The 16,643-nt window shown below is 48.1% G+C and carries 13 protein-coding genes and 1 pseudogene; 9 read left to right on the top strand and 5 right to left on the bottom strand.

Annotated elements, in window-relative coordinates; all coding sequences use genetic code 11:
- Positions 1 to 2: 2 nt before the first annotated feature.
- A pseudogene (locus E4Z61_RS24465) lies at positions 3 to 116 on the top strand (SymE family type I addiction module toxin); the annotation flags it as partial.
- Between the two features lie 145 nt (positions 117 to 261).
- Here E4Z61_RS24465 and misL read toward each other — a convergent pair.
- Together misL and E4Z61_RS17410 are read right to left on the bottom strand one after the other, a co-directional pair.
- Entirely contained in the window at positions 262 to 3,072 is a 2,811-nt protein-coding gene (gene misL / locus E4Z61_RS17415) for an intestinal colonization autotransporter adhesin MisL (RefSeq protein ID WP_135323842.1), read from the bottom strand.
- 74 nt (positions 3,073 to 3,146) lie between these two features.
- The gene (locus tag E4Z61_RS17410; protein ID WP_135323841.1) at positions 3,147 to 3,764 is read right to left on the bottom strand and encodes a helix-turn-helix transcriptional regulator; all 618 of its coding nucleotides are present in this window, start codon (positions 3,762 to 3,764) and stop codon (positions 3,147 to 3,149) included.
- A 577-nt stretch (positions 3,765 to 4,341) separates the two neighbouring features.
- Here E4Z61_RS17410 and E4Z61_RS17405 point away from each other — a divergent pair.
- The 3 genes from E4Z61_RS17405 (at position 4,342) to E4Z61_RS17395 (ending at position 7,400) form a co-directional block, all read left to right on the top strand.
- Positions 4,342 to 5,115 carry a winged helix-turn-helix domain-containing protein gene (locus E4Z61_RS17405; protein ID WP_135323840.1) on the top strand — a complete coding sequence of 258 codons (774 nt, stop codon included), beginning with the start codon at positions 4,342 to 4,344 and terminating at the stop codon, positions 5,113 to 5,115.
- Entirely contained in the window at positions 5,112 to 5,576 is a 465-nt protein-coding gene (locus tag E4Z61_RS17400) for a hypothetical protein (RefSeq protein ID WP_135323839.1), read from the top strand. Before E4Z61_RS17405 ends, E4Z61_RS17400 begins: the two co-directional genes overlap by 4 nt.
- A gap of 327 nt (positions 5,577 to 5,903) precedes the next feature.
- Positions 5,904 to 7,400 (top strand): C69 family dipeptidase, encoded by a 1,497-nt coding sequence (locus E4Z61_RS17395; protein ID WP_135323838.1) that lies wholly within the window; start codon positions 5,904 to 5,906, stop codon positions 7,398 to 7,400.
- Between the two features lie 61 nt (positions 7,401 to 7,461).
- On the opposite strand, the gene E4Z61_RS17390 is transcribed toward E4Z61_RS17395, so the two are convergent.
- Complete coding sequence (locus E4Z61_RS17390; protein WP_135323837.1) at positions 7,462 to 8,121, bottom strand: LuxR C-terminal-related transcriptional regulator; 660 nt, start codon at positions 8,119 to 8,121, stop codon at positions 7,462 to 7,464.
- Positions 8,122 to 8,511: 390 nt separating this feature from the next.
- Between E4Z61_RS17390 and E4Z61_RS17385 the strand changes: the two genes are divergently transcribed.
- The 4 genes from E4Z61_RS17385 (at position 8,512) to E4Z61_RS17370 (ending at position 13,261) form a co-directional block, all read left to right on the top strand.
- Positions 8,512 to 9,078 carry a fimbrial protein gene (locus E4Z61_RS17385; RefSeq protein ID WP_135323836.1) on the top strand — a complete coding sequence of 189 codons (567 nt, stop codon included), beginning with the start codon at positions 8,512 to 8,514 and terminating at the stop codon, positions 9,076 to 9,078.
- Positions 9,079 to 9,129: 51 nt separating this feature from the next.
- Positions 9,130 to 9,837 carry a fimbrial biogenesis chaperone gene (locus E4Z61_RS17380; RefSeq protein WP_135323835.1) on the top strand — a complete coding sequence of 236 codons (708 nt, stop codon included), beginning with the start codon at positions 9,130 to 9,132 and terminating at the stop codon, positions 9,835 to 9,837.
- A gap of 143 nt (positions 9,838 to 9,980) precedes the next feature.
- A complete protein-coding gene (locus E4Z61_RS17375) occupies positions 9,981 to 12,323 on the top strand; it encodes a fimbria/pilus outer membrane usher protein (protein WP_240703829.1) in 2,343 nt (780 codons plus the stop codon).
- A complete protein-coding gene (locus tag E4Z61_RS17370; protein WP_135323833.1) occupies positions 12,314 to 13,261 on the top strand; it encodes a fimbrial protein in 948 nt (315 codons plus the stop codon). Before E4Z61_RS17375 ends, E4Z61_RS17370 begins: the two co-directional genes overlap by 10 nt.
- Before the next feature lie 76 nt (positions 13,262 to 13,337).
- On the opposite strand, the gene E4Z61_RS17365 is transcribed toward E4Z61_RS17370, so the two are convergent.
- Positions 13,338 to 14,207: a helix-turn-helix domain-containing protein gene (locus E4Z61_RS17365; RefSeq protein WP_240703828.1), complete on the bottom strand. Its 870-nt coding sequence runs from the start codon at positions 14,205 to 14,207 to the stop codon at positions 13,338 to 13,340.
- Between the two features lie 310 nt (positions 14,208 to 14,517).
- Complete coding sequence (locus tag E4Z61_RS17360) at positions 14,518 to 15,435, bottom strand: LysR family transcriptional regulator (protein ID WP_135323832.1); 918 nt, start codon at positions 15,433 to 15,435, stop codon at positions 14,518 to 14,520.
- 200 nt (positions 15,436 to 15,635) lie between these two features.
- On the opposite strand from E4Z61_RS17360, the gene E4Z61_RS17355 reads away from it, so the two are divergent.
- Complete coding sequence (locus E4Z61_RS17355) at positions 15,636 to 16,643, top strand: zinc-binding alcohol dehydrogenase family protein (RefSeq protein WP_135323831.1); 1,008 nt, start codon at positions 15,636 to 15,638, stop codon at positions 16,641 to 16,643.

Genomic DNA, 16,643 nt, shown 5'->3' with positions numbered 1-16,643 from the left:
TTGGCTGTATCGTCCTGATGGTCTATGGCGAGCAGGAGCAACGGTTGCAAAATGAGCTGAAAGCGCCAAATCAGAAGCTGAATAGAATTGGAAGCACACTGGCGACTCTCCAGTGAAGTACGGTTGAACCTGTAAGCGTTACTTACAGGTTCACTTAATACCGAATGGCGCTAACGCTTATCCAGCCAACAACTCCCCCCCAACAATAAATAAAGCCGCCGATCGGTTAATCAGCGGCTTTCTCTATTACCAGCACTTACATCAGAAGTTATATTTCACGCCGAGCATACCGCGGGTATCGCTGTAGCCTTTGTCGCCTATCTGTTGGGCCACGTTGCTCCACACGTTGAGTCGCGGGGTGATTTGACCTTCTACGCCGACTTTCAGCTCACCAATATTCTTCGTGCCGCGCATGTCGTTGCTTACATCGTCCATCTTCACGCTGGCGGTCTGAGTGTTGTGGATCCAGTTGGCTTCCACAAACGGCTGGAACTCACGGGATTTACCGTCATCGATGGCATTGTGGCCGTTGATAAAGGCTTTCACACCCAGACGGGTCATCAAGTTGCCATCGGTGTCATCCTTCACGCGGGTACCGTTCACTTCGCGGTGGTTGTCGGCCTGCACGTCCATCCATACGACTTGCGCTTTCGGTTGCAGCCAGTAACTGTTGCGCTCGTTTTCACCCAGTTTAAAGCTATAACCCGCTTCGACCGAAGCAGTGATCCCGCTGGATTTATATTTCTCCGTCGCCTGCTCCTGGCCCATCACTTTGTTATCAAACCAGTTGTACAGCATCCAGGTATCCACATAGGTGCCGGTTTTGTCTGCGTCATTGGCATACCATGTGCCGTACAGCCCTACGCTGTAACCGGTGACCTGACCACGTGAATGGTAGCCGGTCAGGCTGGACTGCGTGCGGTTCTGGCTGTTGGCGTAACCAGCCATTGCGCCGATGTGCCAGCGGTCGAGGCCGTCGTGACTCCACTGCGCCAGGTCGCCACCTAACTGCAATACATAGCTGTTGCTTTGGGTTTTTAACTGCCCGCTACCATCTTTGAAGCGGGTATGCGCGCCGACGTTACGCATCCACATGCTGGTGACTTTTTTCTCGCCCGTCAGCATGTCGATGTACTGCGTCTCTCCCAGACGATCGTGCAGTCGGGTCATGAACAACGTATTAGCGGCATAGTTGTTAGCCAGATAACTGCCTGCTTCCGGGCGGTATTGCTGCTCTGTTACCGGAGGTGCTACAGGTACTTCCGGCTCAGGGATAATCGGATCGACCGGGTCTGGATCAACCGGACCTGGGTCAATAGGATCAACCGGGTCAGGGTCAACGGGATCAGGGTCAACCGGATCGACGGGGTCCGGGTCCTCCGGATCCGGTGGGGCAGGAATAAAGCTAGTCAGATACCAGTTGTTGCCCTTTTGCACAACGTTATAGTCGTACGCACCGGCAACAATACGGCCCGCTTTCTCAAAAGTACCGTCAGAATTACCGGCCACTTCGATGATCTCAATGCCTTCAACGGTCTGCGCCCCAGTTCCGCCTATGTTGTTCACCGCCACAAAAGCGTTACCCGCGGTGTTGCCGAGCACTTTCAGCTTGTCGGTTTCAGAAGCATCGTCATTCAGGACGGTATTGAAAACCAGCTTACCGCCGTTGCCGGTGAAATCCTCATTGATGGTAAGCGTCTGCCACGGTTCGCCGTCAGCATGCCCAAAGTTCACCACTGACCCGCCGTTCAGCGTCAGGTCGGTGAGTGTTGAGCTGTTGGTCATGTTCCAGGTCGCATCATTCATTTGCAGCGAGATCACGCCCGTCCCGGCAGTAGCGCTGGTGATGTATGATGCTCCGCTCCACAACGAATTGTCGGTCATGTTGAGCTTAATCGTACTGTTTTGCTGTGGCAGGCTGCTGGTTGCGGCAGTCGCACCGGCAGCATGAAGATCGCCGTCGATGAGGAAACGCCCGCCAGTAGAGCCATCGACAATGCCGCCCGTTTCGGTGCTAATGGCATAGCTTTCATTGCTGTGGTCGCCGGCCATGGTAATGGCGGCACCGCCTGCCAGGTTTATCGCACCGCGTGAAGTCGCAAACAGGCCGCGTGGCGCTTTGCTGTATGAAGCCGCTTTCGCGGAGTTGTTCACGTTGATCGTTGCGTTTTCGCCGAGGTTCACGGTCGCGTTGGTGGAATAGACCGCATGTGCGCTGACGCCATTGACCGTAATCGTCGCGTTGTTGCCCAGTTCTGTTTTGGAAGATGAGGCGGCATAAATCCCCGTGGAAGAGGCACCCGATGTCTCGATGGTGGCGTCATTGCCAAGCAGGATCGAGGAACCACTCTGCCCAGTGCGAAGACCTTCTGAACTGTCACCGATCGTCACAATGTGTGCACGATCGCCAACAACAATCGTATTTTTGGCCTGCGTTGCATCCTTCATCGCGTTTGCTGTGATACCACGCCCCTGAGAACCGGTGGTTTGAATATACAGATCATCACCGACATAAATGTTTGCCGAGCCTTTCCAACCCTGACTATAGGAGTTGTAACCGGCGTTAATACCATCACCATCCTGGCCGTCTACGTAGATGGATGTACGGTCGCCGGTGATAATAAAGACTGGGTTATCCGGCGTATTGGCCCCGTGCGTACGGATACCATCAACATCTTTACCGTTGTTGGCGGCGTTCTTTGACTGAGTACGAATTGTCAGGTCGTCACCGAAAATAACGCCCGGACTACCTGTAGTACTGTTCTGAATAACGGTAATAGAGTGCTCAAAAGCTTCAGCGCCGGGTCCATTAATCGTTAATCCGTTGCCGTAAACGGGAATAGTGCCCGCACTCCATTGATAAACATAATTCGGCATGGCGCTGGTTTTAGCGAAACTGGCATTTGCCTGCGCAGGAATTAAGGCCTGCAATTCCGAGGGCAGACTGCTAACCAGTCCACTAGAAGGAAGACTATCGACATCGACCCAAGCCGCGTGAGTTGAAAATGCCATAGTGGATAACGCGGCAGACACCGCTATGGCAATACGTGAGTAATACTTAGGGTTGGGCATAATTGCCTCCTGCATTTAGGCGTAGAGCGTCCACCACATCGCAATAATGTGGAAATATTAGAAATGGATATCAGTTATAAAATATTCGAGATTATTTTATGTATGCTATGGCCTAATTTCTCTTCAAGCCGAAGTTTATATACGTATATTTTCTTAATATCGATATTATCTGTCATGGTGATTTGTTGAATACTTTTCCCTGACATAAAACGTTTCAGCAATATCATTTCTGTGTAGTTTAATGAGCGTCCACGTTTACTGTTCGCCATGTGACCGGTAAACAGTCGGCGAATCTTCTGATGCTGAACATCATCATTATCATCAAAATAAATAATGCCCTGAATGTGACTGCTTTTCGACAGCCAATAATTGGCTAACGGCGTCAGGATCCGGTCAGATATCAGGACAATATGCATGCCGCTACGCGCCAGGCGATCAACCCACTGTGGATCAGCGAACAAGCGCAGATTTGGGAACGAAAAGTCGATAAAAATAAAACCTCGGGACAAATGGTTTTGATTATTCAGAAGAAGTTTTTCAACCACCCCTGTTTTCAGAAAACTATTCCCCTCAGGCCAGATAGCAAAAGCAGCGCGGTGACAGTACTGTGCGCGAACCGCAGGCTCCGGAAATAACTGGCAGGATAATTCACAACTTATGCAGCGAACATTCTGTAGTGGTTTTCTGTTCATCAAAATCAACTCCTGTAATTTTGTTCCTTCAATATTTCACTGGTAAATAAATGTGTCAATCCGACACACTTCAAGCACTTCGTCAGTAAAGAAACGTATGCTATTAAAAATGTAATAAATTCCTATAAGCGAATAAATACGATAGGTAAATCACGTGATATAAATAAGTCTACCCATACGTCGTCTAAGATAAATAAGCAGTGCATTAAGAATTTTGCGCACGGATTAACAGACCAGGACAAATACCCACATAGCACGATTTGCTAAATTGAAACCTTAATAAACGGTACTTATCAATAGTACTAATCTGATAACTCAATCACCCTTGTGGTGTTGTGGTCAAATATAGGGGCAATTCTGATGAAACTGTAATGAATTCTCATCATTTAACCTTAGCTCATTCTTACCTAAGATTTATCTTTGCTATCACTTTGTATTATAATGACTTTATTGTTTCACCTAAGATTCTTATCTCTGATGATGCGCAAAGACAGAGGCGTCTTAGCGATTTGTATGTAGAATTGAAGGGAGTGTCTACCGCACTCTATGACATGTTCTTGTTACTGAGGGCCGGGCATTGTACCTTATCAATCAGTTGGTCGAATTTAATCCTGATAACAAAAGTCTGGTTAACCGGCAAACCGGGCGGACGATTCAACTACAGCTCCCAGCCTCACTCTGCTTTCTCTATTTAATTACACACCAAAATGACATTGTTTCTCAAAACACACTGCTGAAAGTGGGGTGGGGAGAGCGCAATAATGTGACGACGACGAATACTTTTTATCAGGCCATCCTGACGCTACGCAAGGCGCTGGAGGAAGTTGGGTTGCCTCGTGATACGGTAAAAACTATTTCTCGTCGTGGTCTGAGATTAACTGAAAATACGCAGGTAGAGGCGATACCGCACGTGCAAAGTGATGTATCCTTACCACCGGTTATTGAGGAAAATGTCGCGCCCGCAATAATAGAGCCCCTGCCACGAAAAAAAATGCCCGGACAAGTTCGGAGTATTCTCTTTACCTTCATCATAGTTATTACCACCCTGATTATTTGGCTGGTGTGGTATCAGACACGCCCGATTATGCCATTTAGCACATTCGTCTCTATTTCCATGAAAATCCCCTCGAGTCAAAACTGCAAAATTTATTATTCACCAAATGAACACGATCTCGACAGTTATTACAATCTGATGCTTTCGCATCCTTATCTCTGTGAAAACAACCAGTACATATTCCTTTCCGGTTACCGCAAAGCCGAAAGAGTAGTAGCATTTGTTTGCGATAAAGACGCACGGACAAATGCTTACGCGTTATGTACCAGCCATTATTACTGGATGCGTACGAAATGAAAAAAACCTACACGCTTATCATGGCAGGTGCCGGACTGGCGACGGTGCTCGGTTCAGGCGCTTGGTTATGGCATTCACGATATGCCGACAAACCGCTGAATTGCGTCGGAAGCGTAGAGTGGAATATTGGCAGTAACCGCTTTGCCGGCACGGTGTCGTATAGGATGTACCAGCATAAAGGGCTGGCAACCATTACCGGCAAATTGTACGGACATAACACTACGGACGTCAGCAGGAACATTTATTTTAGCTATACCCAACAGCGTGATGCCCGCGTGTTGCTGGGTATGCAGGTGGTAAAAACTTTCGCTGATTCGGCCGATGAAGACGATATCAACAACACATTACCCGGGTTTTATCGCCAGAACGGGCGGATCCTGAGTCTGGTCCTGGAGGAGTATGAAGGCTCGTGGATTTTTGCAACCTCAAATGTTCCCTCGCTGTATTGTCGCAAAAGGTAACGTCGCCCCCAATGCTAATCCAGAATTCATATTTACCATCATTGACTTACGCGACATCGGTCACTGAATCCAGTCATCAGCCATTGTTATCCTTCTTTCCGAATCAGGAAACATCCTGAATACCTCGATATCCATTGCGTAAAAATCAAGCGAAATGGACGTGTTATTGCGTCCTGAAGACTTCAACCTATGGATGGATATTTGGAGATAACGTGGGCAGGGGCGTTTATCTCTCTGGCGAGCAATGTCTGAGCATTCAGGCGTGGCCGCGTTTAAGGAAACGGTGTGTTTCCGGTGTGTTTATGGCGTACTTATGAGGGATATTTAATGTTTACGTTTAAAAAGTGCCTGATTGCACTTTCGATTAATTTGGCTGTTGTTTCATCAGGTTTTGCGTGTACGACCCTGCTGGTCGGCAATGAAGCGTCTGCGGACGGCTCCATGTTAGTCGCCCGTAGCGCAGACAGCGATGCACTGAAAGCCCAACATTTTTTGATTCATCCAGCGAAACAGAACCAGACCGGGGTATACAGCACCAAAGCGCATAATGGCGCGAATGATTTTACCTGGCCGCTGCCAAAAAATTCTCTGCGTTACACCACCGTGCCGAACTGGAAAACCCAACTGCATGGCGCCACAGGATTTAACGAACTGGGCGTTGGTGTGAGTGGGACTGAGTCTATTTTTGCTTCGCCAAAAGCGCTGGCCATTGACCCGTACGTTGAGGATAAAGGGATTACCGAAGACGATATCCCGGATATTTTGCTGTCACAGAGCAAAACCGCACGTGACGCGGTGGCGCTGCTGGGGCATATCGTTGAAACCGTCGGGGCAGGCGAAGGTTTTGGCGTCGCCGTCGTGGATGATAACGAAATCTGGTATCTGGAAACTGGTAGCGGCCACCAGTGGATGGCGCAGCGACTGCCGAATAATCAGTACTTTGCCACCGGTAATCAGGGACGTTTACAGGATTACGATCCGCAAGACCCGAATATGATGGCGTCGAAAAACCTGGTTGAATTCGCCACCGAAAAAGGTTTGTACGATAAAGCTAAAGACGGAAAATTCAACTTCTCCAAAGTTTATACCCGCGATGACGAGCGTGATCGTACCTATAACGACCCTCGCGTATGGACCATCCAGAAAACGTTTAATCCTTCAGTCAAACAGGATATGGCCGCAGGCCGTGATTTCCCGGTATTCCTGAAGCCTGAGAAGAAAATGACGCTGGACGATGTGAAGGCCGTGCTACGCAGCCACTATGAAGGCACCAGCCATGACCCTTATACCAACGGTCTGAATGGCAAAGAGCCGTGGCGTCCTGTCAGCGTGTTCCGCACCTACGAGGCACACGTCATGCAGGTTCGTCCGTGGCTGCCAAAAGAAATTGGAGAAACGACCTACATTGGTTTGGGCATGGCCGATCTCACCGCCTTTGTTCCTTACTACAGTGGCCTGAAAGCGTATCCCGCTAACTACACGATGGGTACGGATAAAGCAGACGATCAATCCATTTACTGGAAGTATCGTAAATTGCAAACGCTGACCATGACCGACTATCCGAAGCTCGCGCCAATCGTCAAAAAAGCCTACAAAGCGTGGGAAGATAAAGTAGCGAAGGAGCAAAAAGAGGTCGAAGCAGAGTACCTGAAGATGGCGAAAACCGATAAACCAGCCGCCGATAAGATGCTGAATGACTTCAACCTGCGCATCATGGCCGATGCTGAGAAGTTGACTGAAGACCTGACGAATCAGCTGTTCACCATCCGCACCAAAGATATTCAGTCCGATATTTTCTTTGCTAACGCAGCGAAAAAAGACTGAGTCACCACACGATAATCATCTGGCGCAAAGCAAGTACAACGCCTTTGCGCCAGCATCGGCATCAGGTCCAGGAGAGTTCACCCAGCGCCGGGGCTCTGAGATGGGCGTTTGCCCAACAGGCGGCCTGGGTTCGATTACTCACTGAAATCTTTTTAAAAATATTATAAATATGCGTTCGCACCGTGTTCTCACTAATAAAAAACGCGTGGGCAATCTCCATATTAGATGCCCCTCTCGACAACTCAACCAAGACTTCATATTCTCTTTCCGTCAACCGTTGTTCAGCCTCATTTTCAGGTTGAATGGGGCTGACTTTTTCTTTCAAGGAAGAGTGAGAGTGCTCTGAACGGGGAGTTTGACCACCGGTTTTAATCACATTAAGCAAATGCTCGGTGGTGCAATTGTTAGGAACCACGCACTCGAAATGCGGCCATGACATGTTCTCATAGAGCGAGAACGCTCTTAGGCAATTAATGATGAAAATACGCATACTGCAATGACTATCATTGAGCAGCCTTGACCAGACTTTTTTTAATTTCCGACTGGATGCCTGAATATCATAGAGAATGATACTTCCCTCCGCGATAAACGACATATCTGGCCTGCTAATATTAATAAAATCAACCAAGGTATCGCTTTTCTTATTAAGATAATCCAGCAAGAGTTGTGTTTGTATTGACTGGTTGCTAATCAATATAATTTTACTGTCCATGTTAAGCATAGATGGCCTCCATTCAAATGATGATTGAAAATGCTTCCCTGTCACTATTGCATAGAAATTAGGTAGTGCGTCATGACTTAAGATTAAGGATAATCCGATTGGGTTATAGAAATTTAGCTAATTGTGCAATATGAAAACTCGGTTTTTTCGAGCTATTAAGTCGGCTCTTCTACTACCTTTCTAAGATGATAATATTTCATTATATCTCATATTTATCTACCGCTCTTAATATCATTGACTGAGTAAAATACGTGCAATCTACGATATACAACCACACTTTCTCTTATCTATTTTATAGGAGGCGAAAGCCTGACGGATATCTACATAAGAGGTATCAGAAAAAAGGTTACTGATAATAGTGACGATCTATCTCTAAATGAGGAACGCATTATGAGTAAATTATCTATTGTGACGTTAATTGCATGTGCAGTATCTATTCCTTCCGCCATGGCACAAAAATGGTTTAACGGTGATCCAAAAGGAAATATTGTTTTTAATGGCACTGTTTTAGCTAATTCATGTAAAATTGAAAACAGTGGATATAAAAATGTAACACTAAACCCCGTTATAAATACAAGGGTCAATAGCCAATCACCTGAACAGATTAAGGAGTTTACCATCAAGGTTACAGATTGTCATATAGATGAATATTCGATACCTAAATTATCATGGGGCAAAAATTATTTTGTAACGACAGATGGATATCTGAAAAACAATATCATATTTGGCGGTTCAAACGCAGCATTAGCACTACAAGATAAAAATGGAACTAATATTGATTTAAGTAAAGATAACAATAAATTTGATCCTGAGAGAACTCACCACTCTGAAGGGAAACAATTCTTGGAATATAAGTTCCGGGTTGGTTACATTAGATCTAGCGATACTCCTTCGTTTATGCGCATAACCCCCGGCTCAGTACAGATGCAGGCAAATTATAGAATTACCTATAATTAAATATAATGCCATAGCACTCCGGGCTATGGCATTCATTTCAGTAGAGGTCCTATGAAAATCATTATTACCATATTGGTTTTATTTTTTGTTAACACCGCACTTGCCAACAATATTATCGTCAATGGTACCCGATTCATTTATTCGGAAGAGTCTTCAGAAATTACAATACAAATGACTAATACGAATCAATCACCGTCGCTGGCACAGATATGGCTGGATGAGGGTGACCCTAATAAGTTACCCGAGGAAATAACAACCCCATTTATTATCTCACCCCCTATAGCCCGCATTGACGCAGGAAACGGACAATCGCTGAGAATTAAAAAAGCAGCAGATAAACGTATTGTTGCCACCGACCGCGAGTCATTGTGGTGGTTAAACATTCTGGATATTCCCTCCGTAGATAAAAGTAAAGTCACGGAGAATTCATCAATGCTTAACTTAGCTATTCGCTCACGCTTTAAGTTTTTTTGGCGTCCGGCGGGTTTAGGTGAACGGCAGAATGCTGAAAGCAAGATGGCTATCCTCTCAAACAACGGTGATATCACACTGGTCAACCCGACTCCCTTTTTCATTACGGTTGCAAATATTGTCACCACCTCAGGCAACAGGCTGCTGGAAGAAGGTGCTATGGTTCCGCCAAAAAGTCGAACTGACATCACGTTAAAACAGAAAGTGAGAAAGGGAGAGCCGGTGGTTCTGCAAGCTATCAGCGATTACGGCAGCGTCGTGGAGTTCAAAACAGCCATTAATAAATAGAAAGGGATAAAAAGGAATACAAAATGGGTTTATGTAAAAGGATTCTCACCATACCCTGCTTTATAGTTCTAAATATTTCATTATTTTCAGTCAAACTGCACGCAGAAGACACGACGCGCTATACATTCGACAATGCCATTCTGATGGGCAATGCTTCACTTAACGATTTGCGTTCCTTTAACGCAGCAAGTTTATTACCGGGGCAGTATATCGTCGATATTTATATCAATGATAACTGGCGGGGACGTCGTGAGCTGGTATTTAAAAAGAATAACAGCGGAGATTTAGTCAGCTGCTACTCCGGACCATTTCTCAAAGGTCTGGGCATCGCCACAAATAAAATGAATGAAACGCTGGCCGCGCAGCCTACACACTGCGGCACTATCGCCGAATGGGATACCAGCGGGAAAGCTACCGAGCGGATCAACACCAGCCAGCTTGAGCTACACATCACCATTCCGCAGGCTTATGTCGATAATCTCGAAAGCAATTATGTGCAACCCGAATTATGGCAGCCAGGGATCCCGGCGATTAATGTCGGCTATAACGCAGATTATTACAGTACCCAGCAGCGAGGTAACGATCGCGCCAGTACGGATAGCGCCTGGCTGGGAATGGATATCCGGGGTTCCGCTGGCGGGTGGTTGCTTGAGCATTTCGCGAGTCAGAGTTGGGACAACAAAGCAGGCAGCCATTACGCCAATAACCGCACAACGTTAAAACGACCAATCCCCGACTGGAAATCTATGTTCAGCGCAGGGAAATTTTACACCGACAGCCAGATGTTCGACAGCATTGCCATTCTCGGGGTGGGACTGGCTTCAGAAGATTTAATGCGCCCGGATAGCACGCTGAACTGGGCTCCAGTTATTCGTGGGGTTGCAGAAACCAACGCCCGGGTGACCATTTCTCAGGACGGACAAACCCTTCATCAGTCCTCCGTTCCAGCGGGACCGTTCTCGATTGAGTCAGTGCTTCCCGCAAATACCGGTGGAGAACTGCTGGTGACGATTCAGGAGTCTGATGGGCGTATCCGTCGTTTTACCGTGCCTTATTCCACCGTCCCGCAGCTGCTGAAACCCGGCGTTTCGCGCTATGGCGTGGCCATTGGCGCAGTGGATGAAGACAATTTTGATGAAGATCCGCTTGCCGCTCAGGCTTACTGGCAGTATGGCCTGAACAACTATCTCACCTTATATAGCGGAGCGTCCGGGTTTGAACGCTACCAGTCGGCTTTGGTCGGTAGCGGCCTCAACAGCGGACTCGGCGCATTCGCCATTGATATTACGCAATCACGCCTGAGTCTCGATGACGATCGCCGCCAGGGGCAGCAATATCGCCTGACCTGGAATCGTACCCTGCCCTGGTCAGAAACGTCGCTCTGGCTGGAAGCCAAATACAGTTCACATCATTTTTATGGCCAACGCGACGCCCTCGATGCACTGAATACGGTGGCATCTGAAACCTCATATCAGTCATTACGCGAGAAGCAGTCGTACAGCGCCAGCATCAATCAGCCGCTATCGGACACCTGGGGTTCGTTCTATTTGTCTGGTTCTCTGAAAAAGTATTGGGATCAGCAGGACAATTATCGCCAGTATGCCGTGGGATACACAAATTCATGGGGCAACCTGACCTGGAGCGTATCGGCACAGCGTTTCTGGAATGAAGATGAACACGGATCCGTCACCAAAGACGACCAAATCATGCTCTCATTGAGCTATTTCCTGCCACGAGATCACACCGGGTTTACGCAAATTTCCTCTGACAGCTACGCGAATAACGGCAAAGCCAGCAATACGCGACTCGGTTTCACCACCTCTTCTGACGATGAAAATAATATCGTTTGGGGAGTCAACACCGGCTACGCCCGTGGAGGCGATGCAGAATGGGGCGCCAACGGCATGGTACGCACCCCTTACAGCTCGATGAACGGGACGTGGGGCCAGAGTAACTCATGGCATCAGGTCAGCGTAGGAATGAGCGGAATGTTAGTCGGCCACGCGGGGGGCATCACCTTTTCGCCGGAGCGCTCAGATACCGTCGCACTGGTCTACGCGCCGGATGCCTATGGCGCACATCTGGACGGCGTGCCCGGAACCCGCGTCGACAAAAATGGCTATGCCATTATGCCGTGGCTACGCCCGTGGCGCGTTAATGACGTGATGATCGATCCGAAAGGTTCCGCTGACGGCCTGACGTTCAGCAAAACCCAGGGCAAAGTCGCACCTTACGAAGGCAACGTCGTACCCATCACGTTTGAAACAACATTACGACGACAGACGATTATTTATCCTCGCCTTTCTGGTCAGCAGAAAATGCCGTTCGGCGCCGTTATCCGTGACCGCGCCAACAACCATGTTGGCTACGTAGGGCAAGGCGGCGCGCTTTATATCGATGAAACCACGTCGCCGGACGTGTTTGTTTCTGTGGAAAATGGGAAATGTACGATCGTATTAAAAAGCCAGGAGGCCACATGTCGCTAATACGGGCTGCTTTCATACTGGGTATCGCGTTTGGCATTCATCAGACAGCCAGCGCCACGTGCACACTGACTTCGCAAAAGATTATCGTCCCACCGGAGACCGTCACGGTGCAGCGTGCTGTTCAGTCCGGGGGCGTGATCCAGACACGCACAATTTCAGTGCCCTATGTTCAAGGAGCGGAGTGTACTAAAAACCAACCGTTTATCGCCCAGGTGATGGGCGATCAGTCGGTGGTGACATTGCCCGGTATCCTGCGTAGCAACGTAAGCGATATCGGTATAAAGGTAACGTTAGAAACCGCAACCGGGCGCACCATCCAGTGGCCATCGGCATTTAAGGCAACGCCGGACGAGTTCAAAAACAGTAAGGTTAATATCGAACTGATTAAGCTGGACAGCCGTCTCCCAGCGGGGTCTTCATCCAGCGCACTCAACCTGCAGATTAGAAGCGAAGCTCAGTCGTTGCCGGTCATAGATATCGTCCTGCCGGCAAAATACATCACGATGCTCAGCCGTTCCTGCGCCGTGCAGGGCAACCGCACGATCAACGTAAAATTGCCTGATGTCCCACTTGAACACTTCAGTGGTCGCGGCAGCACGGCAGGGAGAAAACCGTTTACGATCGACCTGATTTGTAAGCGTGGTTACGACGCGCCTGCCCGAGTTATCCTGAGCTGGAGTACTCCCCGTGATGGACAGGATCGTAATATCGGCATCCTACCCAATACTCATCCTAAAGGCGCAACTGGAATCGGTATTCAGGTTTTAGATCAACAACAACTCCCTATCAACTTTAATAATCAATCGCACTTCCCGTTAACACACCATGATAAAGGAAAACTCTCGATTCCATTTCATGCCCAATATTATCAAACGGGAAGAAACGTCAGCCCCGGAACGGTTCGTGCCGTATTATATTTCAACGCTGACTATGAATAGTCATTAGTTAATAAAAAGTGCAGCGTGATCTTTGCTCCACGAAAGTGGAGCTTTTTTATCTCGATGATTTCTGAAATCACTCATCTATTGGTATATAGTGCTCACAGCTAATCATTCCATTAATAAGATCTTGCGAATGGTAATGAAAAACTTCAATGTCGAAACTGGATTTTCGTTTTAATTTATATTCCGCCATTAATTTTGCATAAATATATTTCGAGTAAAATGGATACGTATCCTTTCTGAACTTGAACGAAAATCGTGCATATTTACCCGAAGGGCAATCATAACGATTATAGGCGTTCACAGTATGATGATTCTTGCTACCAATAATAGTTTTCACCTTCAACCGTGTCGTCGAATTTAAACTGGGAGAAAAATCACTTAACGCCCATATATTTTTCTTTAAAACGGAAAGCTGGTTGAAAATCAGGTTGAGACGGTGGAGATGAGATTCATCAGTTGGCGGGACGGGCGAATCATAGCTGTACTGAAACCCGGTAATAAAATCATCCGGCAGTATGCACAGTTGTGGTTTGCTGACAGTAATGTCACTTTGGTGCGCATACAACAGCAGCGGCGAGAGATCCCAACTCACACTTTTGCGATACTCTCTTGGCGTATACCCCGTTAACTTTTTAAACTCGCGAGTAAAAGATTGCTGCGAATCAAACCCTAGCCGCACAGAAATATCAATGATGTCCATTATCGTCAGACGTAACAAAGAGGCGGCTTTGGTGATCCGTCGCTTGCGAATATAGAGGCCCACGGGCATATTAATTCGCTGTTTTATCATTCCCTGAATATGTCTTCGGCTATACCCAGAAAATCGGGTAAGATCGTCTATATCAACACCTGTTACGCAGTTCTCTTCGATATAAAACAAGACGTCATTAATCGTCATTGCCTTCAACATACCGTCTCCACTCTCATTATTAAAAAGCATCCATGCTTCCCTTTGAAAATGGGATTAAGAAAAAAGACATTAGGAAGGGATATTTTGCTGTTATATAGCAACGCAATGAAATTTAGTCAAACAGATTTAAATAAGTATACATAGTTAGTCTAAAACTATACGAAAAACACCACGCTATAATATAATCAACATTGGTCATATTAAAAACACAATATTCAACGCGGAAACAATAAACGATAAAACCACCACTAACGAACTGATCAGAGTTCCGATCAGTTCATGTTTAGCAGAATAGATTAACGGTTATTAATACGTATTACGAGAGAAAAAATGCAGGCGGTTAAACGCCTCCTGCGGGGAGTGCCATCAGCATTTCACACCGCGCCTTCACGGCATCGTGAAGCAGTCGTACCGCCGTTGAAAGCTGCTGACGGTGTGGGCAAATCATATTCAGCGGGACTTTTTCTCCCTGATAATCTGGCATCAGTAGCTGCAATCGACCATCGCGCACATCTTCACTCACGTCCAGCCACGATTTATACGCAACCCCCTCTCCGGTAATTGCCAGACGTCGGATCACTTCGGCATCATCGCTCATAATGGTGCCATTCACTTGCACGCTGCTGACCTCGCCGTTGCGCGTAAACGTCCATCGGTCATGGAGTCGCCCGCGTAAGACGAAGGTCATCGCGTTCAACTGCGCTAAATCATCCGGTTTTTGCGGCTCGCCATTTTGCAAAACCCATTCGGGAGAGGCCACCAACACACGTCGGTTACCCGGTGCCACGGGCAGCGCGATGTAAGATGCATCCTCGTTGTTGCCGTAACGAAACGCCACGTCGACGGGATCTTTGAAGACATCCGTCACCTGATCAGAGAAAAAGACCCGCAGCCGCAGAGCAGGATAGCGGCGTCGAAATGACTGGAAAACCGGTAGCAACAGGTTACGCCCGAGATCGGACGGCACCGCAATTTGCAGCGTGCCGGAAATCTCATCTTCCGGCGTCTGAATTTTTTGTAGCCCGGCATGCATCACATCCAGCATCTGGCGGGCATAGGGTAACCAGACTTCGCCCTCCGGCGTCAGGCGCAGGCTGCGCGTGGAACGGGCAAACAAACGGATGGTCAGCGTAGACTCCAGGCGCTTGATGGCAGAACTGACCTGAGCTGGCTGGACGCCGGCTTCGCGTGCTGCATCACTAAAACTGTTCAGCGCCGCGGCGCGGACAAACAACGTGAGATCTTCAAGCCGGAACATTTTCACTCCCCGAGTATAAGTCCTGTCGCCGTGAGGCTATTTTTCCCGTTCTGCTGCCGGTTTACCATCGAATTATTCAACAGATATACCCTAAATAATTCGAGTTGCATGAAGGCGGCAAGGGAGTGAGCGAGCGTAGCCAACGCACATGCAGCTTGAAGTATGACGGGTATAAATAGATTCCTGTAACCGGAGAGACTATGAAAGCTATCGCCATTACCCGCGCCGAAACCGACGGCAGTAACATTGCATTTTTACAAGACATTGACCTGCCTACGCCGGTTGCCAAAGGGCATGACCTGCTGGTTGAGGTGAAAGCCATTTCTGTTAATCCTGTCGATACCAAAGTACGCGCAGGTTTCAACGCTGACACCCCACGAGTTCTGGGCTGGGATGCGGTCGGTGTGGTGAAATCCGTCGGTGAAGCAGTCACCCTGTTCGCACCTGGTGATGAAGTCTGGTACGCCGGCGCGCTGGGCCGTGCGGGCAGCAACAGCGAATTTCAGCTGGTCGACGAACGCATTGTCGCGCTGAAGCCTCAATCGCTGGATAACGCCTCTGCGGCAGCCCTACCGCTGACCGCCATCACTGCGTGGGAAATGCTGTTCGACCGCCTGAGCGTTAAGGAAAATGGCAACGAAGGCGACGTATTATTGATTGTCGGTGCTGCGGGTGGCGTCGGTTCCATCCTGACTCAACTGGCGAGCAAACTGACCCAAATGACCATCATCGGCACGGCATCTCGCCCAGAAAGCCAGAAATGGGTGCGTGAAGCAGGTGCACATCATGTGATCGATCACAGCAAGCCGCTGACGGATGAGCTGGCGCGGATAGGCATTAAAGAGGTGACACACGTTGCCAGCCTGAACAATACCGAACAGCACTATCAGCAGATTATTGCCGCCCTGGCACCGCAGGGCAAACTGGCGCTGATTGACGACCCAGAATTCCTTGATGCCCGCCCGCTGAAGGCCAAAAGCATTTCGCTGCACTGGGAATTTATGTTCACTCGCTCAATGTTTGAAACCCACGATATCAGTGCCCAACATCAGCTACTGACCCGCGTGGCGCAGTTGATCGACAACAATACGATCCACACAACGCTGGGCGAGCATTTTGGCGCGATCACGGCGGTGAATCTGCAAAAAGCTCACGCACAAATTGAAACCGGACGTTCGGTTGGCAAGATTGTTCTGGAGGGGTTTTAA

The organism is Citrobacter tructae (assembly GCF_004684345.1).
Taxonomy (GTDB): Bacteria; Pseudomonadota; Gammaproteobacteria; order Enterobacterales; family Enterobacteriaceae; genus Citrobacter; species Citrobacter tructae.
The sequence above is the reverse complement of the archived record's forward strand: the minus strand, read 5'-3'. Positions and strand labels throughout refer to the sequence as shown.